The 26,385-nt window shown below is 32.9% G+C and carries 26 protein-coding genes and 1 pseudogene; 14 read left to right on the forward strand and 13 right to left on the reverse strand.

The window, feature by feature from the left end; translation table 11 throughout:
• Positions 1 to 279 precede the first annotated feature (279 nt).
• Positions 280 to 975 carry a LytR/AlgR family response regulator transcription factor gene (locus tag AC061E_RS08125; protein ID WP_478285774.1) on the forward strand — a complete coding sequence of 232 codons (696 nt, stop codon included), beginning with the start codon at positions 280 to 282 and terminating at the stop codon, positions 973 to 975.
• 12 nt (positions 976 to 987) lie between these two features.
• On the opposite strand, the gene priA is transcribed toward AC061E_RS08125, so the two are convergent.
• From priA to nadC, 4 genes are all read right to left on the reverse strand, one after another.
• A complete protein-coding gene (priA, locus tag AC061E_RS08130) occupies positions 988 to 3,438 on the reverse strand; it encodes a replication restart helicase PriA (protein ID WP_478285775.1) in 2,451 nt (816 codons plus the stop codon).
• A 69-nt stretch (positions 3,439 to 3,507) separates the two neighbouring features.
• The gene (locus tag AC061E_RS08135) at positions 3,508 to 3,936 is read right to left on the reverse strand and encodes a DUF2147 domain-containing protein (protein ID WP_478285776.1); all 429 of its coding nucleotides are present in this window, start codon (positions 3,934 to 3,936) and stop codon (positions 3,508 to 3,510) included.
• Positions 3,937 to 3,999: 63 nt separating this feature from the next.
• The gene (locus tag AC061E_RS08140) at positions 4,000 to 4,908 is read right to left on the reverse strand and encodes a YihY/virulence factor BrkB family protein (RefSeq protein ID WP_478285777.1); all 909 of its coding nucleotides are present in this window, start codon (positions 4,906 to 4,908) and stop codon (positions 4,000 to 4,002) included.
• Entirely contained in the window at positions 4,905 to 5,762 is an 858-nt protein-coding gene (gene nadC, locus AC061E_RS08145) for a carboxylating nicotinate-nucleotide diphosphorylase (RefSeq protein ID WP_478285778.1), read from the reverse strand. Before nadC ends, AC061E_RS08140 begins: the two co-directional genes overlap by 4 nt.
• 471 nt (positions 5,763 to 6,233) lie before the next feature.
• On the opposite strand from nadC, the pseudogene AC061E_RS08150 reads away from it, so the two are divergent.
• The 3 genes and pseudogenes from AC061E_RS08150 to rlmH form a co-directional block, all read left to right on the forward strand.
• Positions 6,234 to 6,476 (forward strand): annotated as a pseudogene (locus AC061E_RS08150) (hypothetical protein); the annotation flags it as partial.
• A 33-nt stretch (positions 6,477 to 6,509) separates the two neighbouring features.
• Positions 6,510 to 7,001 (forward strand): CIA30 family protein, encoded by a 492-nt coding sequence (locus AC061E_RS08155; protein WP_478285779.1) that lies wholly within the window; start codon positions 6,510 to 6,512, stop codon positions 6,999 to 7,001.
• A gap of 58 nt (positions 7,002 to 7,059) precedes the next feature.
• Positions 7,060 to 7,533 carry a 23S rRNA (pseudouridine(1915)-N(3))-methyltransferase RlmH gene (gene rlmH / locus AC061E_RS08160; protein ID WP_478285780.1) on the forward strand — a complete coding sequence of 158 codons (474 nt, stop codon included), beginning with the start codon at positions 7,060 to 7,062 and terminating at the stop codon, positions 7,531 to 7,533.
• 39 nt (positions 7,534 to 7,572) lie between these two features.
• Here the strand turns inward: rlmH and AC061E_RS08165 are convergent, their stop codons facing one another.
• Positions 7,573 to 8,193 carry a hypothetical protein gene (locus AC061E_RS08165; protein ID WP_478285781.1) on the reverse strand — a complete coding sequence of 207 codons (621 nt, stop codon included), beginning with the start codon at positions 8,191 to 8,193 and terminating at the stop codon, positions 7,573 to 7,575.
• A gap of 3 nt (positions 8,194 to 8,196) precedes the next feature.
• A complete protein-coding gene (gene folP / locus AC061E_RS08170) occupies positions 8,197 to 9,021 on the reverse strand; it encodes a dihydropteroate synthase (RefSeq protein WP_478285782.1) in 825 nt (274 codons plus the stop codon).
• A gap of 159 nt (positions 9,022 to 9,180) precedes the next feature.
• Here folP and AC061E_RS08175 point away from each other — a divergent pair, with 159 nt between their 5' ends.
• The 5 genes from AC061E_RS08175 (at position 9,181) to tpiA (ending at position 12,736) form a co-directional block, all read left to right on the forward strand.
• The gene (locus AC061E_RS08175) at positions 9,181 to 9,726 is read left to right on the forward strand and encodes a DUF1599 domain-containing protein (RefSeq protein WP_478285885.1); all 546 of its coding nucleotides are present in this window, start codon (positions 9,181 to 9,183) and stop codon (positions 9,724 to 9,726) included.
• Positions 9,727 to 9,745: 19 nt separating this feature from the next.
• Positions 9,746 to 10,846, forward strand: a complete 1,101-nt coding sequence (locus AC061E_RS08180) for a BT_3928 family protein (RefSeq protein ID WP_478285783.1) — start codon at positions 9,746 to 9,748, stop codon at positions 10,844 to 10,846.
• 181 nt (positions 10,847 to 11,027) lie between these two features.
• Positions 11,028 to 11,219, forward strand: coding sequence for a cold-shock protein (locus AC061E_RS08185; RefSeq protein ID WP_478285784.1), 192 nt, complete (start codon positions 11,028 to 11,030; stop codon positions 11,217 to 11,219).
• A gap of 218 nt (positions 11,220 to 11,437) precedes the next feature.
• The gene (locus tag AC061E_RS08190) at positions 11,438 to 11,938 is read left to right on the forward strand and encodes a TlpA family protein disulfide reductase (RefSeq protein ID WP_478285785.1); all 501 of its coding nucleotides are present in this window, start codon (positions 11,438 to 11,440) and stop codon (positions 11,936 to 11,938) included.
• A gap of 45 nt (positions 11,939 to 11,983) precedes the next feature.
• Positions 11,984 to 12,736, forward strand: coding sequence for a triose-phosphate isomerase (gene tpiA, locus AC061E_RS08195; RefSeq protein WP_478285786.1), 753 nt, complete (start codon positions 11,984 to 11,986; stop codon positions 12,734 to 12,736).
• Between the two features lie 51 nt (positions 12,737 to 12,787).
• On the opposite strand, the gene AC061E_RS08200 is transcribed toward tpiA, so the two are convergent.
• The gene (locus AC061E_RS08200; RefSeq protein WP_478285787.1) at positions 12,788 to 14,011 is read right to left on the reverse strand and encodes a porin; all 1,224 of its coding nucleotides are present in this window, start codon (positions 14,009 to 14,011) and stop codon (positions 12,788 to 12,790) included.
• Between the two features lie 92 nt (positions 14,012 to 14,103).
• Between AC061E_RS08200 and prmA the strand changes: the two genes are divergently transcribed.
• Positions 14,104 to 14,937 (forward strand): 50S ribosomal protein L11 methyltransferase, encoded by an 834-nt coding sequence (gene prmA, locus AC061E_RS08205; protein WP_478285788.1) that lies wholly within the window; start codon positions 14,104 to 14,106, stop codon positions 14,935 to 14,937.
• 34 nt (positions 14,938 to 14,971) lie between these two features.
• The gene (locus AC061E_RS08210) at positions 14,972 to 15,247 is read left to right on the forward strand and encodes an ATP-dependent Clp protease adaptor ClpS (protein WP_478285789.1); all 276 of its coding nucleotides are present in this window, start codon (positions 14,972 to 14,974) and stop codon (positions 15,245 to 15,247) included.
• Between the two features lie 161 nt (positions 15,248 to 15,408).
• On the opposite strand, the gene AC061E_RS08215 is transcribed toward AC061E_RS08210, so the two are convergent.
• Together AC061E_RS08215 and AC061E_RS08220 are read right to left on the reverse strand one after the other, a co-directional pair.
• Positions 15,409 to 15,825 carry a DUF6691 family protein gene (locus AC061E_RS08215; protein WP_478285790.1) on the reverse strand — a complete coding sequence of 139 codons (417 nt, stop codon included), beginning with the start codon at positions 15,823 to 15,825 and terminating at the stop codon, positions 15,409 to 15,411.
• A 14-nt stretch (positions 15,826 to 15,839) separates the two neighbouring features.
• A complete protein-coding gene (locus tag AC061E_RS08220) occupies positions 15,840 to 16,400 on the reverse strand; it encodes a YeeE/YedE family protein (protein WP_478285791.1) in 561 nt (186 codons plus the stop codon).
• A 169-nt stretch (positions 16,401 to 16,569) separates the two neighbouring features.
• Between AC061E_RS08220 and AC061E_RS08225 the strand changes: the two genes are divergently transcribed.
• The 3 genes from AC061E_RS08225 to AC061E_RS08235 all read left to right on the forward strand — a co-directional run bounded on the left by AC061E_RS08225 (position 16,570) and on the right by AC061E_RS08235 (position 18,848).
• A complete protein-coding gene (locus AC061E_RS08225; protein ID WP_478285792.1) occupies positions 16,570 to 17,019 on the forward strand; it encodes a 2-dehydro-3-deoxyphosphooctonate aldolase in 450 nt (149 codons plus the stop codon).
• Positions 17,020 to 17,165: 146 nt separating this feature from the next.
• Positions 17,166 to 17,984 carry a 3-deoxy-8-phosphooctulonate synthase gene (kdsA, locus tag AC061E_RS08230; RefSeq protein ID WP_478285793.1) on the forward strand — a complete coding sequence of 273 codons (819 nt, stop codon included), beginning with the start codon at positions 17,166 to 17,168 and terminating at the stop codon, positions 17,982 to 17,984.
• Between the two features lie 18 nt (positions 17,985 to 18,002).
• Positions 18,003 to 18,848 carry a hypothetical protein gene (locus AC061E_RS08235; RefSeq protein ID WP_478285794.1) on the forward strand — a complete coding sequence of 282 codons (846 nt, stop codon included), beginning with the start codon at positions 18,003 to 18,005 and terminating at the stop codon, positions 18,846 to 18,848.
• 510 nt (positions 18,849 to 19,358) lie between these two features.
• On the opposite strand, the gene AC061E_RS08240 is transcribed toward AC061E_RS08235, so the two are convergent.
• The 4 genes from AC061E_RS08240 to pta form a co-directional block, all read right to left on the reverse strand.
• Positions 19,359 to 20,738 (reverse strand): M28 family peptidase, encoded by a 1,380-nt coding sequence (locus AC061E_RS08240; protein WP_478285795.1) that lies wholly within the window; start codon positions 20,736 to 20,738, stop codon positions 19,359 to 19,361.
• 139 nt (positions 20,739 to 20,877) lie between these two features.
• Positions 20,878 to 22,974: a glycoside hydrolase family 97 protein gene (locus tag AC061E_RS08245; protein ID WP_478285796.1), complete on the reverse strand. Its 2,097-nt coding sequence runs from the start codon at positions 22,972 to 22,974 to the stop codon at positions 20,878 to 20,880.
• 7 nt (positions 22,975 to 22,981) lie between these two features.
• The gene (locus AC061E_RS08250) at positions 22,982 to 24,181 is read right to left on the reverse strand and encodes an acetate/propionate family kinase (RefSeq protein ID WP_478285797.1); all 1,200 of its coding nucleotides are present in this window, start codon (positions 24,179 to 24,181) and stop codon (positions 22,982 to 22,984) included.
• A gap of 84 nt (positions 24,182 to 24,265) precedes the next feature.
• A complete protein-coding gene (gene pta, locus AC061E_RS08255) occupies positions 24,266 to 26,359 on the reverse strand; it encodes a phosphate acetyltransferase (RefSeq protein ID WP_478285798.1) in 2,094 nt (697 codons plus the stop codon).
• Positions 26,360 to 26,385 lie beyond the last annotated feature (26 nt).

Raw genomic sequence — 26,385 nt, forward strand, 5'->3', positions numbered from 1 at the left:
GTGATCTAAGCCATAAGCGCCCGGTTCATCGAGCACGAATCGATATTTTAAATCCCGTTTTACCTGAACTTCAGATAAAACGGGATTTAAAATGAAAACAGTTTCATAATGATTCATAAAAATATATTTATTGTTAATTTGTGTGCAAAAGTAGCAAAAAAATTAAATAAAAAAAGCTTTTATAAGTTTTTATCGATGTAAAGTAAAAAAATCCGATTAATTGAAACAACTTAAAAAAAAAGTAGTACATTTACACGATCTAATAAATAAAACTTTATTATGAAACTAAACTGTGTAGTAGTTGATGATAGTTCTATACAAAGAATGATTATCGCAAAGTTAGTAAATAACCATCAAAACCTTAATCTACTTGGGGATTTCTCTAATGCAATTGAGGCTAAAAATTATATATCAATACATAACGTTGATCTAATCTTTCTAGATATTGAAATGCCTGTAATTAGTGGTTTTGATTTTTTGGATGGTTTAAAAACAAAACCTCAAATTGTTTTCATTACATCAAAAGCTGAATATGCTATGAAAGCCTTTGATTATGATGCGACAGATTATCTCCAAAAACCAATTGCAATAGATCGTTTTAATGCATCAGTTAAAAGAGCTATTGATAATTACCAATTAAAAAAAGAAAACAAAGAAGAAGAAGGCGAACATATATTCATTAAAAGTAACCTGAAAAAACTTAAAATTTTTACGTCTAAAATCAAATGGATTGAGGCTTTTGGTGATTATGTAAAAGTTGTTACTGAAGACGACAGTAATTTAGTGCTCTCTACTATGAAAGCTTTTGAAAACGATTTATCCAAAGATAAATTTGTTCGCGTACACAAATCATATATCATTAACATCGACAAAGTAGAACGCTTTAATAGTAAATTTGCCGAAATTGGATCTACAAAAATACCTTTAAGCCGTCACAAAAAAGAGGATTTAGTAAAAGCTTTATCTTATTCTTAAATCATCCCAATATCAATAGTAATCAACATTTAGAATTACTTTTATAGCTCTAAATTGTGCAACAGCCTCAAAACTATTCATTATTTTATGGATAGTTTTTTTTGTGTTTACAAGAGATGTAGTATTCGGAATTTTAATAAGTATCGTACGAATGTATTCATTCCTAATTCTACTTATTGCAGGTTCCTCCGGCCCTAATACAGGCATATTTAAATTTTGACTTAATACCTGATACAACCAAGCTGAACCTTCGTTAACTTTGTCATAATTACGCTGTTTAAGTGTCAGCTTGATCAACCTAAAATAAGGAGGATATTTATAGATTTGACGGTCATACAGTTGCTCCTGATACATTCCGTTGTAATCATTATGAGTTACTTGTTGGATTGTATTATGATTGGGATTATAGGTTTGAATAATTACTTTACCTTGTTTTACAGATCGTCCCGCACGTCCTGCAACTTGTGTCATCATCTGGAAACTTCTTTCAAACGCTCTAAAATCCGGATGAAATAACATATTATCTGCGTTCAAAATCCCAACTAAAGTGACATTATCAAAATCCAAACCTTTGGCAAGCATTTGAGTACCTACTAAAATATCGATTTCTCTATTTTTAAAACTATCAATAATTTTTTCAAAACCAAATTTCCCTCTTGTAGTGTCTTGATCCATCCTACCTATTTTGGAATTCGGAAATAATACTGCTAATTCTTGTTCTATTTGCTCCGTTCCAAACCCTTTTGTAGTCAAATCTATACTTGAACAAGCATGACAATTTGTAGGCTTAGCCATACTATAGCCGCAGTAATGACAACGCAACTGATTCTTATTTTTATGAAATGTTAAACTTACATCACATTGCTGGCAATGAGGCACATGCCCACAAGTAATACATTCCATTATAGGAGAATACCCCCTCCTATTTTGAAATAAAATAACTTGTTCTCCTAAAACTAACGCATCAGTAATAGATTGAATAAGATTATCACTGAAATGGCCATGCATTTTCTTTCTAAAATATTTATCTTTTAAATCAACTAATTCTATCTGTGGCATCATCACATTTCCATGACGCTTTGTTAGTTCTACAAGTCCAAACTTACCTGATTTAGCATTATAATACGTCTCTAAACTTGGAGTCGCAGATCCTAATAATACTTTAGCTTTATGGGCTTGAGCCAAAACTATAGCCGCATCACGGGCATGATAACGTGGTGAAGGATCAACTTGTTTAAAAGTTTGTTCATGCTCTTCATCAACAATCAACAATCCTAAATCTTGAAAAGGCAAAAACAAAGCCGACCTTGCCCCTATTACAACTTGCGCTTTATCTGATTTTTGTAAAACTTGATTCCAAACCTCAATACGTTCATTATTATTATATTTCGAATGAAAAACAGCCACCTTATTACCAAAATAAGCTCTTAGTCTACCTACTAATTGAGTCGTCAAGGCTATCTCTGGAAGTAGATACAATATTTGACTTCCTAATTCTAGGTATTCTTCTATGAGCTTTATGTAAATTTCTGTTTTACCGCTAGAAGTTACCCCATGCAACAAGCAAACCTCTTTAGTAGAAAAATCAGCTTTAATTTCACTTAATGCAAGCTGCTGATACGTATTTAATTCAAGCAAATCCTCAGTCAATTTGCCCTCAAAAAAAACTCTGTCTTGTTGTAAATAATAATCTTCAAAAATCTCTTTCTCAATTAATGCCTTAACAATCACAGAAGACGAATGGCTAACTTCAATTAATTTTTTTACAGTAATAGGCTTTTTCTCGGTTGCACTTATTTGAAAATAAGACATCACAACATCTCTTTGCTTTGCCGCATTTTTTAAAGTTTCTAATAATTCATTCAATCCCTGATTCGAATCAAATTTAGGATGCAATCGAACATAGCGAACCAACTTAGGCTTATAATTTTCTTGAACTTCTTCATGAAGAACTAGAATATTTTTATCAACTAATTTTTGAATAACAGGAAAGATATTTTTTTTATTCAAGATGGAAATTATATCCTGAATTTTTAATGAATTTTGTTGCTGAAGTGCTTCGTAAACAAGAAATTCATCATCTGTTAATTGACTTGGATCAACAAAAGAATTACTTTTTTGGGAAATAACAGTTTCGCTCTCTAGGAGCAAAGCACTTGGTAATGCTCCCCTGTATACATCTCCAATAGCACACATATAATAAGATGCGATCCATTGCCAATGCTGAATTTGAATTTCAGTTACAATAGGAGTTTCATCAAGAATTTGGTTGATTTCCTTTGCTTCGTATAATGATGGTTCGTTTTGATGAATTTCAATAACAAGTGCAGTGTAAACTTTACTTTTCCCAAACGGAACAGCTACGCGCATTCCCTTTTTTATAAAATGGAATTCTGCTTCAGATACAGCGTATGTAAAGGTTTTAGCTAAGGAAAGCGGCAAGATTACTTCAACAAAATACATCAATTTTGAAATTAAGAGTTATGAATTTGAGCTATGTATTACTGTAAACTCATAACTCTTACTGCTTATTTACTTAACGCGATTCCAGGTTTGAGTTCTTCCAAACAAAGATACACCGATGTAACCACGAACATTTAATCTATCATTACCTTCAAGAGCAATAAAACATTTATATTGTTTACCTGTAACGGGATCTAATATTTTTCCAGAATTATATTCTTTCCCCTCTTTTTTTAAACCTTTGATAATAACAAGCCCCATAATAGGTTTGTTTTTCTCTTCTCCAGTACAAGCGGTACAAACACTTTTCTTTTTATCTACATCAATAATATCAATAATTTTACCATAGATCATACCTGATCTTTCGTAAATTTCAACAATTGATTTAGCTTTGCCTGTTTCATCGTCAATTGTTTTCCATTTTCCTAAAACGGAGTTATTTTGACCATAAAAACTCATTGCTACAAATAATGCAAAAATTGTAATCGTATTTCTCATCGTATTCATTTTTCTTGCCGTTGAAAAGACAAAGCTGCACTAACAGCTATTTTAATTAAACATTTACTCTTTCTTTAACTTCAATTTATTGATGGTAGCATTCAACTCAAATCCTAAAAGCAAAATCATGCAATTGATCCAAATATAAAACATCAATATTAATAAGGTCCCTATTGAACCATACAATTCATTATATTTTGAAAACTTTACAACCCAAATACCAAATAGGTACGAATCTAAAATAATTAAAATTGTAGTAAAAACGGATCCTATTGAAATAAAAGCCCTGTTTTTATCTTGTTTTGTTCCAAATTTAAATAAAATAGAAGTTGTCATTAAAATCATCAAAATAACAAAGACATACCTTCCTATTACTATCAATTGAATTTGATCACTAAAAACTGTCTTCTGCAAAAGTACTTCAAATACAACGATTGTTGCAACCGTTACTATTAACAAAAAAGACAACAACATTGACATTCCTAAAGCAACTATATACTGCCTTATAAATCCTCTTTTTACCAGCACATGTCTTGATGTTTCAAAACCTCCTAAAATCCCATTTAGTCCATTTGCCATTAAAAAAATAGATAAAATAAACCCAGATGACAACAAACCCGAGTCACTATTATTTAAAATGTCACTTATTATTTTATAAATAGCATCATACGTATTTGGAGGAACTCCATCTTTTACAAATAGTAGAAAATCTTCCTGAAAACCATCAATAGGTATGAACGGAATAAGATTTAATATGAACAGCGCAAAAGGAAATAAAGCCATAAAAAAACTAAATGCAACAGCACTAGCATGATAGGTCACCGCACTTTCAATAATTCCTATTACATAAAGCTCTATTAAATAATACAAAGACAAGCCCTGTAGCCATGGTAGCTTTATTTTTTTTAAACCAATAACTACATTCCTTATTACTGGAATTTCAAGTAATTTGTCTTCCGTTTTTTTACTCATATTGCTTTTAAACTCAAGTCCATGTTGTAAACAGAATGCGTTAATGCACCTGATGAAATGTAATTTACCCCACACTCAGCATACTCACGTATCGTAGCTTCATTAATATTACCTGATGATTCAGTCAAACACTTAGCTCCTATTAATGCTACAGCTTTTTTTGTATCCTCAAAATTAAAATTATCAATTAATATCCTGTAGACACCATCGTTTTGCAAAATTTCTTTAATTTCATCTAAATTTCTAGCTTCTACTATAATTTTTAAATCCAAAGAATTGTCCTTAAGAAAAGATTTGGTTTTGGCTATAGCCAAAGAAATGCCACCTGCAAAATCATTATGATTATCCTTGAGCATTATCATATCATACAAGGCAAAGCGATGATTTTCACCACCTCCAATTTTTACGGCCCATTTTTCACAAGCTCTAAATCCCGGTGTGGTCTTTCTAGTATCTAAAATTTTTGTATTTGTACCTTCAAGTAAAGCAGCAAACTTTTTTGTTTTTGTTGCAATTGCTGACATGCGTTGCATGGCATTCAAAACAACGCGTTCTGATTTTAAAATGGATTGAGAACTACCCGATACATAAAACACAACATCTCCTTTAACTACAGCAGCACCATCTTCAATAAAGGTTTCAACAATCAAACGAGGATCAACATATTGAAAAACCATTTTTGCAAATGCTACTCCTGCAATGATACCATTTTCTTTTACTAATAATTTAGCTTTACCGCTAGCCGTCTCAGGAATACAAGCTAAAGAGCTGTAATCACCAGGCCCAACATCTTCTCTAATGGCATTTTCGATAAGTAATTGTAACTCTTCTTGAAATTTTTCTTCGCTAATCATAGTAAAAAATTTAACTGCTAAAGTAAGATATTATTTCTCTAAAATAAAACATCTCAAGCGCCTTATTTTAAAAACTGTTGCTTAAAAGTGTAACCAATTGATATTTTGACTAATCCCCTTTTTCAATACGAATCAAATAAAAAAATGCAACCATCAATAAACTTGAAACTATTCATCAACAAGATTTGAAATTTAAGAAAGCCTCCTTGTAAAACTTTGTGAATTTTGTATCTTTGAAAGGAATTTTTTAAACCTATCATGAAAAAAATATACGCTTTAGCACTCCTATCTAGCTTGTTAATTGTTTCTTGTAAAAAAGAAGCTGAAACGACTCCTACTCTAAAAAAGAATGTAGTCCCATTTACTGAAGTGGGAAATCAAATGAAAAATGAAGCCGCAATTGTAAATCAGCCTCAACAAAAAGTAGTAACAAACTCGGTGCAAAATACTACTCCTGTACAAAAAGGTATGAATCCTGCGCACGGACAACCAGGTCATCGATGTGATATTCCTGTAGGCGCACCTCTAAAAAGCACTCCTGCTCCTAGCGCTACAACACCTAGACCACAAACTGTAACTGCACCTATAAACACAGTTACAACTGTTACAAAACCTGCAGAAAACACTGTTACTCCCGAAGGAATGAATCCTCCTCATGGTCAAGAAAACCATAGATGTGATATTGCTGTGGGAGCTCCATTGCCTAAACAATAGTTAATAGAACTTTTATCTTTCATACACTTACACATGGAACCTTTGCTGCTATTTCAATTTGATCATAGTTGTGACTTGTCACAGTGGAAAATTGTAAATGACTCTGTGATGGGTGGCGTTTCTAGTAGTTTCATTATTTGTAATACCGATGGAAAAGGCCTGTTTACTGGAATCGTTTCTTTGGAGAATAACGGCGGTTTTTGTGCTGTAAAATACACTTTTGATCAGTTATCATTGCAAGATGCAAAGTCATTTTCTGTGAGATTGAAAGGTGATGGAAAAGCATACCAATTTCGAGTGAAAAATAAAATAAGCGAAGCTCATTCTTATGTTTTTGCATTTGAAACCACAACAGATTGGCAAACTGTAAATATTCCTATCAGTGAATTGAAACCAGCGTTTAGAGGTCAAAAACTGAACTTACCGCAATATAATGGAGAACAACTTGAAGAAATTACTTTTTTAATTGGCAATAAAAAAAACGAAACTTTTGAGTTAGCAATAGAAAGCATTACTATCATATAAGTATTACAATCGCCAAGAAAAAAAACTTAAATTTTCTGTGTGAAATATAAAAAATCAGATGAATATCAAACTAATAGCCATTGGCAAAACAGACAATAAAGAATTGCAATCTTTAATTAATGATTACACCAAACGATTGTCCTTTTACATCAAATTTGATTTAGAAATTATTCCTGACATCAAAAATGTGAAGAATTTATCTGAAAGTCAGCAAAAGGAGAAAGAAGGCGAATTGATTTTAGCAAAAATAAATCCTACTGATCAACTTATTTTGCTAGATGAAAATGGGAAAACCTTTTCGAGTGTACGTTTTTCCGAAGAATTACAAAAAAAAATGAATTCTGGAGTAAAAACTTTAGTTTTTGTTATTGGCGGTCCTTATGGTTTTTCAGATACTGTTTATGTAAAAGCACAAGGAAAAATATCATTGTCTTTAATGACTTTCTCCCATCAAATGGTTCGGTTGTTTTTTATTGAGCAATTGTATCGCGGCTTCACTATTTTAAGAAACGAACCGTATCACCATCAATAATTATTTTGTTTAAAGCTTTCTTTGTTTGAAGTTTAGAGTTTAGTAAATAAATTCCTGATTACTTTTCATTTGCACTTTTAAACTTTTGATAAAAATTTTATTTTGTATATAACTTCCAAAGCTTAAATCTTTATCAAACCTAAATAAAAAAGCAGTTGCAACCTCTTTAGGTAAAACATTATTAATTAAGTCTTTAAGCTTTTCTTTTTTATAAACTTGGTTATCAATTAATATCTCATTATTCTTATTGAAAAATATGATGGTTCCAATTGGTTTTTCCATTTCATAATACACATTGGTAAACGGAATAAAAGCTAGATTTTTACCGATCGTATCTGCATAAGAATAATAATTTTCGGCCTTTTCGTTCTTGTGTGCTTTATCTTCTCGCTTTTTTTGTTGCAATTTTATTATTTCTGGAATTACGAGTCGTAACGGCAAGCGTTTGTCAACATTTAAAATCCAATTAGTCGAAATAATACTGTTTTTCCTGTTCACTAGTGCAAGTGTATCTTTGCCCTTTGTCTCAAAAAAAATATAAATGGGTGATAAATCCGTTACATCCTTAACAATAGTCAAATTAGACTTTGGTAACAAAACCTCCTCTTGTTTTTCGCATGAAAAAATTACAAATAATGCAATAACTATAAAATATTTCATCTTTTAAGAATTAAGTTTGTTGTACAAAGTCACACATTCCATAGCTTCTTTAACATCGTGTACACGTAGAATTTTGGCACCCTTGGTCAATGCCAAAGTATTCATAACAGTTGTGCCATTGAGTGCATCCTGAGCTGAACAATTTAATGATTTATAAATCATAGATTTTCTTGATACCCCAGCTAAAACGGGGACATTTAAACTAGAAAATAATTCTAATTTACTAAAAACTTCAAAGTTTTGAGCCGTAGTTTTGGCAAAGCCAAAGCCAGGATCAACAACTATATCATTAATCCCCAAACTTCTTGCAAATGCTACTTTTTCAGAAAAATAAGATAAAACATCTTTAACAATATCGTCATAGTCCGTGAGTGTTTGCATGGTTTGAGGATTTCCCCGCATGTGCATCATTATATAAGGAATATTATACTTAGCGATGGTTTCAAGCATTTTAGTATCTAAATTCCCTCCGGAAATATCATTTATTAGGGCTGCGCCACTCTCAAGTGTGGCCCGAGCAACTTCGCTCCTAAAAGTATCTATGGAAAGAATTGCATCTGGAAAATGTTTTAGAACCAAATCTAAAACAGGCACAATTCTAGAAATCTCTTCGTTTTCCGAAACAAATTCAGCATTTGGTTTACTAGAATACGCACCAATATCTATAAAACTTGCACCGTCAATTCGCATCTTCTCGACTTGAGAAAGAATATCCGATTCATTTTTATATTTTCCACCATCAAAAAAAGAATTAGGTGTTACATTTAAAACTCCCATTACTTTGGGCGTTGATAAGTCAATAAGTAATCCTTTGCAATTAATAGTCATTTTGTGTTTTTCAGTGTTCGTTTGTAGGTAAAAGTTCAAATGCCAACATCATTTACATTCAAGCATGATAATCAAAGTATGGTTAAGCGTTTTTGTGCTTTGTACTTCAATCATAATTCTTTACTTTTGAAAAAATTTGAATACAAATATACATCAATAATGAAGAATACTTCAAAAGAATATGACGGGGTTATAACCATCTGTAGAACCCTATTTGTTAATAAAATGAAAGATTACGGTTGTGCATGGCGCATACTTAGACTTCCTTCGTTAACAGATCAAATTTACATCAAAGCCCAAAGAATAAGAAGTTTACAAGAAAATGAAGTTCGTAAAATTGATGAAGATGAAACTGGTGAATTTATTGGGATTATAAACTACTCCATCATGGCTTTGATTCAACTGGAACTTGGAGTGGTAGATCAACCCGATTTAGAAGTGACACATGCTACTCAATTATACGATGCAAAAATTGAATTAACTAAAAAACTCATGGAAAATAAAAATCATGATTACGGAGAGGCATGGCGTGAAATGCGCGTAAGTTCTCTTACTGATTTGATTTTACAAAAATTACTTCGCGTGAAGCAAATTGAAGACAATAAAGGAAAAACATTAGTCTCTGAAGGGATAGATGCTAATTATCAAGACATGATAAATTATGCTGTTTTTGCATTAATTTTAATGGGTTTTGGAAATAAATAAGAACAACTAAGTACTCAATATGAAAAATATAATAACTCAATTTTCAAGAATTTTTGTTGGAATCCTATTCATTATTTCAGGATTGATAAAACTCAACGATCCGATAGGCTTTTCATACAAACTAGCGGAATATTTTAGCGAACCCGTTTTTAATATGCCTATTTTTATACCGCTTTCATTATCACTTGCCTTATTTCTTGTGATTCTAGAGGTAGTTTTAGGGATCATGTTACTCATTGGTTACAAATCTAAATTTACAATTTGGAGTTTACTTATACTAATTGTTTTGTTTACCTTTTTAACCTTTTACTCCGCTTATTTTAATGTGGTCAAAGATTGTGGTTGTTTTGGCGATGCTTTAAAACTAACACCTTGGCAATCCTTCACCAAAGACATTGTCTTATTGTTTTTTATACTTGTCTTGTTTTTCAACAAAAAACTAGTAAAACCATTATTTCCTGGAACTGTTCAAAATTCCATTTTTATATTGAGCATCTTAGCTTGTTGCTTCTTGGGATATTGGGTATTAAATCATTTACCAGTAATTGATTTCAGACCATACAAAGTAGGGAATAACATTCAAAAAGGAATGCGAATTCCTGATGGTGCTCAAAAATCAGTTGTTGAAATGATTTTCATTTACAAAGTGGGTGGTGTAGAAAAAGAATTTACCGAAAAAGATTTGATGTCAATTCCTGCAGGTGCTGTTTTTGTGGATCGTAAAGACAAGATAATTTCTGAAGGGTACGTACCTCCTATTCATGATTTCACAATGGAAAAAGACGACACTGATTATAAGGATGAATTTCTACAAGAGCCAAAACTTATTATGATTACAGCGTATGACTTAGATCTAACCGACGCCACTGGGATGCAAAAAGTAGAAAAACTAAAACAAGAGGCTGTAGCCAAAGGATATAAAGTAATAGGTTTAACTGCCTCTACTCCAGAAAAATTGGCTTCTTCAAAGAAAAAATTCAATTTTACATTTGACTTTTATTTTTGTGATGCCATTACGGTAAAAACTATTGAAAGAGCAAATCCAAGTATCATAGTTCTAGATAAAGGAACTGTCATTCAAAAAGTTCATCATAATGATATTGATCAATTAAAACTGTAATTTCAATATAAATCAAAGTTAAAAAGTCCTAAAGCAAGTGTGCTTTAGGACTTTTTTGTTTCAGAAGCGTGTAAACAAATACTAACTTATTATCAATGATTTATAATCTTTACACCTTTAAATAGATTTGCTAAGATTTTTAATTGTAATTTTATTCTTTATTAATAAAAAAAACAATAACATGATTAAAGGAGTAGTTAAATTCTTCAATGAAGATAAAGGGTTCGGATTCATTACAGAAGAAGGTTCAGGAACAGATCATTTTGTACACATTTCTGGTGTAAAAGATCAAATTCGCGAAGGTGACCAAGTAGAATTTGAATTGCAAAATGGAAAAAAAGGATTAAATGCAGTTAACGTTGTAGTAATCTAATAGTTGTTGTACTAAAAAATTAAAGCTCGTTGGTTTTTCCATCGAGTTTTTTTTTGCTTCAAACTCTCGTTATGAAAGAGCGACACATCAAAATTATTGCATGATCTTAAAACTATATCGATATTGTAGTATTAATTTCGAAAAATGACATCAAATTCTATTTTTAGGACTACAGCTTTCAAATTCTTTGATTAACTTTGTTTAAAACAAAAATGAAAATGAAAAAAATAATAGCTTTATTAATAGTATTTGTTACCTATTCCTGCACAACAAATGCTCAAAAAACTGAATTCACAAAGAAAGCATTGACCGAAACACTATTAGCAACTGAAGGTAATCAAGTAGCATTTAAAAACATTCTAAAAAAACACAAAGGAAAAACACTTGTAATAGAAGTATGGGCCTCTTGGTGTGGTGACTGTGTAAAAGCAATGCCAAAATTAAAGGAGCTTCAAGCAAACAATCCAGATGTTGATTATGTATTTATATCAATGGATAAAACCGCCGATAAATGGAAAGAAGGAATTGAAAAACACCAACTAAAAGGGGATCATTACATGGCTAATGACCAGATGAAAGGTGTATTTGCAAAAGAAGTTGACGTTGATTGGATTCCGAGATATATAATAATAGACAAAAAAGGAAAAATTGTTTTGTACCGAGCTATAGAAACTGATTTTGAAAAGATTAATGAAACTTTAAAAAGTTTAAAAAAATAACAATTAAAATGCTTTTAGCATTATAAATTATAAGAAAACCGTACCATGAGAAAAAAAATTGTAGCTGGAAATTGGAAAATGCATAAAAATGCAGAACAAACTGAGGATTTATTGAATGAGTTAATTGCAAAATTACCTACCGAAACTAATGCACATGTTATGGTAGCACCCACGTTTGTAAACCTAGCATCTGCAGTAGATCATTTAGAGTTTACCAATATTGAAGTTGCAGCACAAAATCTTCATGCGGCGGAGGGCGGTGCATTTACTGGAGAAATTTCGGCAGATATGTTGAAAAGTGTTGGTGTTACAAATGTCATCTTGGGACATTCAGAAAGAAGAGCTATGTTTCACGAAACTGACGCTGTGATTGCTGCAAAAGTGGATACTGCATTAAGACATGAAATGACTGTTTTGTTCTGCTTTGGCGAAGAATTAAAAGACAGACAAACTGGAAACCATTTCAATATAGTAGAAAATCAATTGCGTGATGGATTGTTTCACATTGAAGCAAAGGACTGGGACAAAATTGTATTGGCTTATGAACCCGTTTGGGCAATTGGAACTGGAGAAACAGCCTCTCCAGATCAAGCACAAGAAATGCATGAATTCATAAGAGAAACCGTTAGAAAATCTTTTGGAAATGATATTGCTGACGATGTATCTATACTTTATGGAGGTAGCGTAAAACCAGACAATGCTGTTGAAATATTCTCAAAGCCAGATGTTGATGGAGGATTAATAGGAGGAGCAGCATTAAAAGCTGATGATTTTGTTGCAATTGTAAATGCAATATAAATCCATAAAAACTTAAACTAAAAGCGGTACATTCTAGATGCACCGCTTTTTTTATATCCCAATTTCAATTTGAAAGCGCAAAAACCAATTGTTTCTTTTGTCACCATTATAATAATTAAGTGTATCAAAAGTGAGTTCACTTTGTACTTTAAAAGCATGTTCCCAAATATACTTGGTCACACCGATACTGTATTGTTTGGAATTTGGAGATAAAGTTTTAATATCATCACCCACTTTTTGATTGGAGAAACGACCGATGAATTCATAATTTGATGGAAAATTATAACTCAATTGATAATCAAATCCTTCACCAACAAAAGCATAACTCACCTGAGAATTATCTAATGGGTTTATAGTAATTGCATTTTTTGATGTAGTACGCGACATATAACTAGACATTGCAGCCCACCCATTATACTTGAACATGGCATCAATCAAAACTGATTTCATAGTTCTTTCTTGGAATAAATCATTTCCAAGTTGACCTTGTGTGCGTTTTGCATTATTATTTTGCTGAAAAGCACCAGACAGCATGAATTTAGGCTTCTTTTCGCGTACAATATCTCCCTCAAAATAAGTTCCATCTCTTGAAAAAGCTCCAAATGGCAATAGCTCTACTTTTGCAGTAACTGCAATACCTGCATCAGCATTTCCAGTTATATTACGCCCCTCGCCTGTTGATAATGCTCCTTTAAAATTATAAGAGAAATTATTTTGAAATTCATTGATATTGTGAACTTGAAACCCAAAATCCCTATCAATTGTAAATTTAGAATTATTAATTGATCTATCTGTAAGTTGCAATCCTCCCGAGGAGTTTACACGTTGCCTATTTCCTGGAAGTTTTGTTTGACCAAAACTTAAATTCCAATTTTTATTTGGTCTATAAAAAACTACTGCATCTCTTATTATATTTAGATTTTCACCATCTTTGATTTCGCCTACATCACCCGGAGCAAATGAAAGTTGAATGGCATATAAAAAGTTTGGCGAACCCACATACCCATCAAAACGCAATCTCAACCTTCGTATTTGACCGTCAAAACCAGCTGCTTCATCATCATTATTAATGTAAGATACTCTGTTTTGTAAACGGAATCGAATATTCATTTGAAATAAACTGTCTGGAGATGTAATTCCAATACCTTTTCCAAAACTATAATAAGGCAAAGCTGATAATTTTAAATCATTATCCTGCTTGTTTTGTTGGATTGAAACCTGAGCAAAAACAACTACTCCAGTCATAAGGAATAGCAGTAAAATAAGTTTTTTCATTATAAAACACTGTTTGGTGCACAAATGTAAAATAAATTTTAAATTACAAATGCCAATTAGTGCGTGATTCTTACCTTTGCAAAAAAACTATCATGTCAAACATATATATTGGATACCATTTTACAATAAGCCCAAAAGAAATTGGGTCTGAAATATTAATAGCTGAATTGGGCGAAAAAGCATTTGAAAGCTTTACCGAAACTGAAAATGGAATTTCTGCCTTTGTTCAAAAGGATTTGTGGGACGAAATGATTTTGGATGACATCCAAATATTACAATCTGAGGAGTTTACAATTGATTACACTTTTGAAGAAATTGAGCAAGTAAACTGGAATGAAGAATGGGAAAAAAACTTTGATCCTATTGATGTCGATGGAAAATGCCACGTTCGAGCTCCTTTTCATCCAAAAACCGATGCAGAATATGATATCATTATAGAACCAAAAATGAGTTTTGGAACGGGTCACCACGAGACAACCCACATGATGATTCAGCATTTATTAGAAATAGATGTTACCGGAATGAAAACACTTGACATGGGTTGTGGTACTGCTATTCTTGCCATTCTTGCCGAAATGAAAGGAGCTCAACCTATTGATGCTATTGATATAGACAACTGGTGCTACCTTAACTCAATAGAAAATGCAGAACGCAATAATTGTACTCATATTACCGTTTATGAAGGTGAAGCTGCATTACTTGAAGGTAAAAATTACGATTTAATAATTGCAAACATCAACCGTAACATTTTACTTAATGACATGAGTGCTTATGTAAAGAGTTTAAACACAAACGGAACCTTGCTCCTAAGCGGCTTTTATGAAGAAGACATCCCTTTTATTGATGCTTCTTGTCAAGAAAACGGTTTGAAATATGTCAAAAAATTTCAAAGAAACAATTGGGTCTCATTAAAATATACAAAATAATTCATTTTTTTTTTAATAATTTAAAACGATTAAGATGAGTACAAAAGAAAAAGTTAGAGAACGAGTAAGTACGAAAGAATCAGTTGTATTTAACAATGAAATTGTAGTATATAATGACGATGTAAATACTTTTGACCACGTTATTGATACATTAATCCGCGTTTGTGATCATACTCCAGAACAAGCAGAACAATGCTCATTGATTGTTCACTACAACGGAAAATGTACCGTAAAAACTGGTCCGTATGATAAATTAAAAATGCAATGTACACAATTACTAGAAGCCGGTATAAACGCCGAAATAATTTAAAGTATTTACTACAAATAAAATGAATTTTGGGAGTACAATAAAAATATGTTGAAAGCCAACTTAGAAAAACAACATGATACATATTTTATCATGTTGTTTTTTTTTATTTTTCTAATAATGAGGCCTATAATGAGAATAGTAAAAATTAATTTATTTCTATTTTAATGAGGTAACTTATTTTTCAATAACCCATATAAATAAGTTCCCAAAAGAGCCCCGAACAACACTATAAGAACGTTCCAAAAACCAGCGCCAAGCAAAATGAATATAGGACCGGGACAAGAACCTACTAATGCCCAACCCAAACCAAAAAACAATCCGCCAATCCAGTAGCGAGTAGATCCTTTTTCTTTATCGGGAATTTCTATAGATTCTCCTTTGATGTCTTTGATGTTATTTCTTTTTATGATTTGGATCCCAATAATTCCTGTCAAGATAGCTACCGAAATAATTCCGTACATGTGAAACGACTGAAATTGAAACATTTCATAAATTCTATACCAAGAAACTGCTTCGGATTTTGTTAAAACAATTCCAAAAATGAAACCAACCGCTAAAAATTTTATACTATTTTTCATTTATATAATGAGGATTAATTTAGGATTAAAGGAAGTAAAAAATGAGCCATAATAAGACCTCCAATAAAAAAACCGACAACCGCTTTTAAAGAAGGTAATTGTAAATTACTCAAGCCAGAAATGGCATGTCCTGACGTACATCCACCGGCATAACGGGAACCAAAACCAATCAAAACACCACCAATAAGAAGTATGAAAATACTTTTTGGGGATTCTAAAATAGCTGTTCCAAAAAGTGCATCCGGCATTAATTTTCCGTTTGGAGCTTCAATACCCAGTTGTGCTAATTGTGCTATTGTTTTAGGATTAATATCCACATTTGAAGCATCACTCATGAAATGAACGGCAACAAATCCACCTAACATAGCTCCAAGAACGACTACTAAATTCCAGCGTTGTGCTTTCCAATCAAAATCAAAAAATGATACGCGTTTGCCTAAACCCGCAATAGAACAGAGCGATCTTAAATTAGAAGACATACCGAAAGACTTCCCAAAATAAATAAGTGCTAACATAATAAATCCTATCAGTAAACCAGAAACATACCAAGGCCATGTTTGAAAAACTACATCCATATTCTATTTATTTAATTTCTGCAAATATAATAAGCATTGACACACACTTGGAAATAAAAATTGGCTAAAGCCCAAACATAATAATTTACGACAACAAAAACCGTTATAATAAGGGTTCTGATTATATTTGTATTATAAAATCAAGATCAAATACACAAAAATTTAAACTATGAAAAATACACTAGTTATATTTATCCTCTTCATTACTTTATCGGGGTGTACGAGTACAAAATCTACGTTACAAAACACCGATGACAATGCTCCAGACTTACAACTCACACAGAAAAATACATTTATTATAACTGAATATAGCACGGATAAAAAATACGGTTACAATAAAGATTATCCTATCAATATTTTTTTCAATAACACCAACAACGAAACCATTAATCAAGAGCGTTTTATAAATGCACTTGCTGGACCTAGAGGAGAAAAAATCACCTTTACCAAACTAGAAAGTTGTTGCCCTTTTCCAACTAAGCGAAGTGACATGGGTGCGGGTCTCCTTGATGTTTATGAATTAAAATGGGATGGACAAAAACAACCTGTACTACTATATCTAAATATCTATGAAAAAGGAGTCATCAAAGTTCCTGTAGGTCTTACTTTAAAAAAATAAAGAATTTCTATTAGGTTATTATCTCAAAATAAGTTTGAAAAACAGAATTAGCATAGTAATTTATTATTAAAATACTTTTAAAAACTTTATGATTTCATCAATTTAAAATAAATCATAACTACATTTGCAAACTGAAAACACACACTATGAATATTCAAAATATCCCACAAATCAAACATACTGACAGCGGTAATTTCTTTTTACTTGCAGGCCCTTGCGCTATTGAAGGCGAGACAATGGCTTTACAAATAGCTGAAAAACTAGTTGGAATTACTAATGATTTAAAAATACCTTTTGTTTTTAAAGGTTCTTTTAAAAAAGCAAATCGCTCCAGAATTGACAGCTTTTCAGGAATTGGAGATGAAAAAGCATTAAAAATACTGAGAAAAGTTTCTGAAACATTTAATGTACCAACTGTAACTGATATTCATACCAATGAAGATGCTGCAATGGCGGCACAATATGTTGATGTACTTCAAATTCCTGCTTTCTTGGTAAGACAAACTGACCTTGTAGTAGCTGCGGCTAATACTGGTAAAGTTGTAAACTTAAAAAAAGGACAATTTATGAGTCCAGAAAGCATGAAACATGCTGTTCAAAAAGTATTGGATTGCCAAAACACAAATGTAATGGTGACAGATAGAGGTACTATGTTTGGGTACCAAGATATGATAGTAGATCTTAGAGGCATACCTACTATGCAACAATATGCTTCAACTGTTCTAGATGTTACGCATTCTTTACAACAACCAAATCAAACTGCAGGTGTCACAGGTGGCCGACCAGACATGATAGAAACTATTGCGAAAGCCGGAATTGCTGTAGGAGTTGATGGAATTTTCATTGAAACTCATTTTGATCCTGCAAATGCAAAAAGTGATGGCGCAAATATGTTGCATTTAGATTATTTTGAATCGCTTATGGTTAAACTTGTTGCAATAAGACAAACTATTAATAACTTTTAATTTAGAAAATTTCAATCATTGAAAAAATTAGCTTTATATATCGCAATAGTAGCATTTTCAAGTTTACAAATTGTAAATGCACAACAAGACGAAAAGATTCAAGAAAGATATACCGCCCATAATAAGAGTAAATTTTTTGTTTCATGGGGAGGTAATAGAGATAGTTATACCAAGTCTGATGTTACCTTTAAAGGAAAAGATTACAATTTTACATTAGAAAACATTACTGCTGATGACAAACCGAAAGGCTGGCATATTGATTATTTGAATCCTACAAGAATGACCATACCACAAACTAACCTCAGGTTAGGATATTTTATCAATGATAATTACAGTATTGCAATTGGCGTAGACCACATGAAATATGTCATGACACAAGGGCAAACTGCAAATATCTCAGGTACTATTTCAGCTGGAACTCCTTATGATGGTGTTTATAACAATAGTACAATTGTTTTATCAAAAGATTTTTTAATGTATGAACATACAGATGGTTTAAATTATGTCAACACTGAATTTTCTCGACACGATGACATTTCTAAATTATTTAAAATTAAGAACACAGATAAAATTCAAGTTAATGTAACAGAAGGTTTAGGTCTTGGACTACTATATCCTAAAACCAATACTACATTATTAGGAAAAGAAAGACATGATGATTTTCATGTTTCTGGCTTCGGTACTTCACTTAAAGCAGGATTAAATGTTACTTTTTTTAAACATTTTTATATTCAAGGAGAATTAAAAGGAGGATATATTAATATGCCGGATATTAGAACAACAAAAAGCGCTGAAGATAGTGCATCACAGAATTTTTTCTTTTTTCAAAGAATCATTGCATTTGGAGGGATTTTTAAAGTCTAACATTGTATTAATACCCAACACATAAGCTATCAAATTGATAGCTTTTTTTTTATAAAAACAAGTTCAAGTTCACTACATAAATTTACACCCATAATTGAATTATATTATTTTGTGAGTTAAAGTAATAAGTACAATCTATAAATTTAAGTAAAATCCTAAATCTTAAAGGAAAAAATAAATGAAGTCTCTGCAAGCAACAACTATCATTGAGATATCTCAGCTGATCTCATAGGTATGACTGGTTTTGATGGATATTTCAAAAGAATTAATCCTGGTGTTTCAAAATGATTAGGTGTTACAGAAGAGAAATTATATTCAAGATCAATTGGTAGTTTTTAAAAACAGTAGATATTAAAGATGGTAATGCAACAGGATTTCCTTTAGTTTAAAATCCTATAACCTGCTTAGAGGGAAGAATTACAGCAGAAAGTAAAATTAATGAAGGCGCCACATTTATTATTTCATTCAAATATTGAAAAAATAAATGTGGCGCCTTCGCAAGGAATTAAATTATTTAGCTATTCCGTTTTGATCCATCAAATATACGAGTGAAGCCATAGCTGCAGCGCCTAGTTCTAACTCTCTTTTATGAACTGCATCAAAAGTATCATTCGACGCATGATGATGATCAAAATAACGTTGTGAATCTGGCTGTAAACCTACTTTTACAATGTGTTTTGATTGCAATGGACCTATGTCAACGCCAGAATGACCTTTGACGAACTTATGTATTAAAAAAGGTTCAAATAAAGATCCCCAACTTTTTATCTGATTAAAATTAACCTCATCGGCATCTATAGAAAAACCTCTTGGAGAAAATCCACCAGAATCACTTTCTAAAGCAAAAATATGATTTTCTTTATTTTTACTAGATTGAACTTCATATTCCTTACCGCCTTTAACACCGTTTTCTTCGTTCATAAATAAAACTACTCGCAAAGTATTTTTTGGCTTATACCCGATATTCTTGAAGATATTCAGTACTTCCATACTTTGCACGCAACCTGCACCATCGTCATGAGATCCGTCTCCAAGATCCCAAGAGTCAAGATGACCACCTACAACCATAATTTGCTCTGGATGTTCAGTACCAGTCATCTCGCCTACCACATTATAGGAAAGTACATCCTCAAAAGTTTCACAAGATTGTTTTAAATAAAAACTAGCATTCGGATTGGTTTTTAAACTTTTACTTAAGAGTTCGGCACCATTGGTACTAATAGCAGCAGCAGGAATTCGTTGTTCTTTGGCAATATCTCCGTAATTTGTAGCGCCAGTATGCGGTAAATCATCTAAACGTAAGTTCATGGATCTCACAATTACGGCCAAAGCACCGAGTTTACCTGCCTCTCTAGCACCAGATGATCTTTGGTCTACACAACCACTGTATGCTTTAAAAGTCTCTACAAACTCAGGATTCATGGGTCTGTTAAAAAAAATAATTTTTCCTTTTACTTTGGCTTCGCCAAGTGCTGCAAGCTCTTCTAAGCTTTTCACCTCAATAACGGTGGCTTGCAATCCTTTTTTAGGAGTTGCTACTGAACCTCCCAAGGCACAAATAGGAAAACTAATTTTTTGTTTCCCTAATTGTAAATAGCCAATCTCTTTATCGCCTCTCACCCATTTTGGCACCATTACTTCTTGAAGGTACACTTTATCTAAACCCAAAGTTTCTAATTGTGCTTTAGTATACAAAACAGCATTTTCTGCTCCTGTGGAACCTGATAATCGGGACCCAATGGTATTGGATAAATAGTCCAGCCAAGGATAACATTTAGCATTGGTCAGGGATGATTTGTAAATATCTTTTAACGCTTGTTCGTCTTTAGTTTGCGCGAATACGGTGATTCCACCAAATAAAAGTGCGGCTAAAACAATTGATTTTTTCATAATAAATTTAGACTTTCTGGGTATTCATATTTATAATTATGGTTTTGGTTGCTGTCGCAATTTCGTAATTCCAAACGAATAATTTACATTAGATTAAAAAAAAATCCTGCAAGTTTAAAGTTCTTGCAGGACATCCTTATTATTTTATTGGTTCGAAACTGATTGCTGTTCCTCCACCTGGAGCCAAATTCAATTTGATTTTTGATTTGCTGGTCACCACAATTGTCTTGATTTGATATGCAATTGGATTGTTTTTCCAATCAGCATTTTTAGCATCCTCATAAATAATGGCTTTGTATTTTTTTCCTTTGGTTAAAAAATCTAACTTTATTTCTGATGTTCTGGCATTCTCATCGGTGATTCCTCCTAAAAACCAAGTTTCTTTTCCTTTTGTTTTTCTCGCTACTGTCAAGTAATCTCCAGGTTCTGCTTCTAAATATTTACTTTCATCCCAATCTGTTTCAACGTCTTTGATAAACTGAAAAGCATCCGGGTATTTCTCATAATTCTCTAGCAAGTCGGCTGCCATTTGCAAGGGGGAATACATCGTTACGTACAAAGCCAGTTGCTTGGCTAAAGTGGTATGAACCTGCTCTGATTTATTTTTATCGTAATAACTCATCTTGATTTCGAATATTCCTGGCGTATAATCCATAGGTCCACCCAAAAGTCGAGTAAATGGCAAAATAGTTTCGTGCATAGGAGGGTTTCCTACGCTCCATGCATTGAATTCGTTACCACGAGCAGCTTCGGCAGCAATATAATTTGGGTACGTTCTTCCAAAACCAGTTGGTCTTGACGATTCATGAGAGTTTACCATAATCTTGTTATCGGCAGCGCGCTTTGCAACGAAATTAAAATGGTTTACAATGGATTGCCCGTCATGAAACTCTCCACGCGGAATAATTTTACCTACATAACCCGATTTTACTGCTGGATAATCGTATTTTTTCATCAAATCAAAAGCGCGATCCAAGTGTCTTTCATAATTACTGACTGAACCCGATGTTTCATGATGCATGATCATTTTGACGTTTTTTTCTTTGGCGTAAGCCGAAAGTGCTGCGATATCAAAATCTGGATATGGCGTTGTAAAGTCAAAAACTTCCTCTTTCCAGTTGCCATTCCAGTCTTCCCAACCTACATTCCAACCTTCAACTAAAACGCCATCAAAACCGTTTTTAGCAGCAAAATCAATGTATCGTTTGGTATTTTCGGTAGTAGCACCATGTTTTCCTGAGGCTTTTGGCGCATCCGCAAAATTAGTGGCATTTTGAGATCCTGCATAATCCCAAGTAGATTTCCCTACGTGCATTTCCCACCAAAATCCAACATATTTCATGGGTTTTATCCAAGAAGTATCCTCAATTTTTGACGGTTCATTCAGGTTTAAAATCATCTTTGATCCAACAATATCTCTAGCGTTATCGCTAATCATGATGGTTCTCCAAGGCGATACACAAGGCGTTTGCAAGTAGGCTTTGTCACCAATGGCATTTGGAACTAATTCGGCTTTTAATTTGTAATTTGTCACATCAGCATTCAAATGCATGACTGGATAATTGACAACCGCTGCTTCAAAAATATTGAGATACAAACCTGATGGTGCTTTCATCATCAAAGGCGTTTGCACCATATATTTTCCCGGAATGGATTTCACTCCAATTCCGTTGTTCATATTGATCTTGCTATTATCAATTTCTGAAAATTTAGTTTCGTTGTATTCGTATTCATTACTATCGAAATCACCTGGAATCCAAAATACTTTATTATTTTCAGTAAGATTAAATTGGGTAACCTCATCAGAAATAATGAAATAATTCAGCTCCGCTTGTTTTGGAAAATCATATCTAAAAGCTACCCCTTCATCAAAAACTCGAAAAATGATATTCATTTTTACCTTCGTTTCCTTATTAAAAAGCGAAACAGTAAGTTCATTATAGTGATTTTTAATACTCGATTGTTCTCCTAACACCGGTTTCCATGATTCGTTGAAAGTGGAAGTTTTTGAATCCAAAATATTAAAATTGGCATCTAAAGCTGGTTTTTTCTTTAATCTGATACCTAAAGCACTTTCTAAAACGACCGTCTTGTTTTTGTAATTTACAGAATAGCTGGGTTGACCATTAGGAGCTAGCTTAAAATTTACAGCTATTTTTCCCGATGGGGATTGAACGCTTTGAGCATAGCCAAAATAGGACAAGACCAGCAAGGAAACAATTATAAATTTTTTCATATTTTTTTTAAGTTGTCAACAATTCAAATACTTGTTTCGCAATTTCTACTTCTTCATTAGTAGGAACCACTAAAATTTTTGTTGGTGAATCAGCGGCATTAATTTCTCGAATTTCTTTGGATCGAATTTCATTTTTGGATGCATCCAATACAATCCCGAAATACTCCATATCAGTGCACACTAATTTCCGGATGTAGGATGAATTTTCACCTATTCCTGCGGTAAAAACAATAGCATCTAATCCGTTTAAAACCGCTGCATAAGAACCTATGTATTTCTTGATACGGTAGGCATTCATGGCCAAAGCCAATTGGCAATCAACATCTCCGTTTTCAGCATTGGCTTCAATATCCCTTAAATCACTGTAACCGGTAAGGCCTAGCATGCCACTTTGTTTTTGAAGCATGGCATTTACAGCATCTAGTGAATAGCCTAAAGTATTCACCAAATAAAAAATCACGGATTGATCCACATCGCCACTTCGTGTACCCATAATTAATCCGTTCATGGGACCAAAACCCAGCGTGTGATCCATACTTTTTCCGTCTTTTATTGCTGTCATGCTACAACCATTTCCTAAATGAATGGTTATAATTTTAGAACTAGAGGTAAGCGAATTTTGTTTTAAATATTGAATGGCGTTCTCCGAAACATATTTGTGACTCGTGCCGTGAAAACCGTATACCCTAATTTTATTTTCGGTCAAAAGATACTTTGGAATTGCATATTGATGCGCCACAACGGGAATACTTTGATGAAAAGCCGTGTCAAAAACAGCTACTTGTTGTGCTGCTGTAAAAATTTCTTCAGCAACAATTATTCCTTCAAGATTAGCAGGATTATGCAAGGGAGCCAACTCAAATAGTTGTCTTATTTTATCTTTAACAGCATCATTAATAAGTACGGTATTCGAAAAATCATTCCCGCCATGTACCACTCGATGTCCTACCGCTTTAACTTCATCAGTACTTTGAATAACTCCGATAGTAGGATTCATCAGGAGCTGAGCAATTTTCTCTAAGCCGATTTTATGATTGGGAATTGAAAGTGTTTCTTCTAATTTTGTGGTACTGGTTACGTATGTTAAATTGGAAGTTTCCAAGCCTATTCTATCAATCATCCCTGAGCAAATAACCTCGTTTGCTGGCATGTTAATCATTTGGTATTTTATAGAAGAACTTCCTGAGTTTATGATAACTGTTTTCATTTAAATTTTATTAAAAGTTTAAAAAATTGAAATATTATCTGATTAATTTTTTAATCTTTTAATACTTCAATCTTTAAATTAAAACTACAATCCTTGTGCTTGAATTGCTGTAATTACAACTGTATTTATGATATCATCAATGGTACAACCCCTACTTAAATCATTTACCGGTTTATTCAACCCTTGTAACATCGGACCAATGGCTAGCGCACCTGTTTCTCTTTGAACTGCTTTATACGTGTTATTTCCTGTATTTAAATCCGGAAAAATGAGTACACTGGCTTGACCTGCCACTTCAGAATTGGGCAATTTACTTTTCCCAACGGTCATATCCACAGCGGCATCATATTGTATTGGACCTTCAATTTTTAAATCAGGACGTTTCTTTCTAACAATTTCTGTCGCAGCTCGAACCTTATCCACTTCATCCCCTTTACCAGAAGATCCAGAAGAATAAGAAAGCATGGCAATTTTGGGTTCAATTCCAAAAGCCAAACTCGAATCGGCAGAAGAAATGGCTATTTCAGCGAGTTGCTCTGCAGTAGGATTCGGATTAATGGCACAATCCCCAAAAACGGAGACGCGATCCTCCAAACACATAAAAAATACTGAAGAAACCACTGAGGAATTGGGTTTTGTTTTAATAAACTGTAAGGCTGGCAAAATAGTATGCTGTGTAGTATGTGCAGCTCCAGAAACCATTCCGTCAGCGTGACCTTTGTAGACCATCATGGTACCAAAATACGAAACATCTTCCATCAAATCTTTAGCCATTCCTAACGTCACATTTTTGGCTTTTCGCAACTCAAAATAGGTATTTACATAATCCTCATAATGTTCTGATTCAATGGGATTAATTATTTTAATTTTCGAAAAATCAAAATTCAAACCCAACTCAACAACTTTATTTTCTATTTGTTTTTTGTTGCCAATGATAGAAATATCAACTACATCCATTTCCAGTAAGCGGGAAGCTGCAGCCAAGATTCTATCATCATTGCCTTCGGGCAATACAATATGTTTGCGGTGTTGTCTGGCTCTTTTTACCAAGTTATACTGAAACATTTTAGGAGTCATTCCGTCGGCTTCAAACGTAATTAGTTTCTCGGATAATGTATCTACATCCATATACTTCTCGAAAGTAGCAATCGAGATTTCAATTTTTTGTTTATTGTTGGCATAAATTTTAGATTTGATACCGCCTATTTTATTCGTAATATAATACGTTCCTTCTTCTACGGCAATGATCGGCACTACGGTTGAGAGTCCTTCAATTAACTTTAAAATACTTATTTCTGGCAGAATGTTTCCAGTTAATACAATACCAGAGATACTAGGATAGTTGATCGATTCATTGGCTTGTAAAGCCCCTAGGATTATATCGGCTCTGTCTCCTGGAGTAATAACAAGACTGTTTTCTTTGAGATGTAATAAATAATTCCTCAATTGCATAGCTCCTACACTAAAGTTTCCTGTTTGATTGTTCAAGTGGGCTTCTCCAAAAAGTACTTTTGCTCCCAGCTCTTTGACAATTTCTTGCACCGTAGGATTATTTAAATGATGAATCATAGGAATACTACTCACCATCACAGTATCTGGCAAGGTTTTTAATAATCCATTGGTAACTAATGTTATGTTTTCAGGTTGTACTTTATTGGCAATTACGGCAAGGACTTCAACATCCTTCACTTTGAATGAATCATAAGCTAGATACAAACTGTCTAATAATTCTTCGAGAGTTTTCCCTACTCCAGATCCTACAATTATGGTAGGAATCCCAAGATTTTTGGCAATGAGCACATTCATATCGAGCTCAATAACGGTTCCTTCACCACTAAACCCCGTTCCTTCTACTAGTATAAAATCAAAACGTTCTTCTAGTTTTTTATATTTTTCGATAATTAAATCTAGGACCTCCCCTATTTTTCCTTTATTTTTTTTCTTGATTAATTTACTTTTGGTAATAGCAAAGGCATCTTCAAAAGCGATATCAAGACCAAAATGACCTAGTACGGTTTCAATATGATTGTCAAAGCCTCCTTCCTCGATATCCTCAATGATGGGCCTAAAATAACCTACTTTGGCAGTTTTACCTATAAGCATGCTCATAAGACCAAGAGTAACAATCGATTTTCCACTATTTTGCTCGCTGGTTGCGATATATATTGCTTTGTTCATTTTTTATTTTTTTAATTATCAAAAGG

It is taken from the genome of Flavobacterium sp. GNP011, assembly GCF_056428925.1.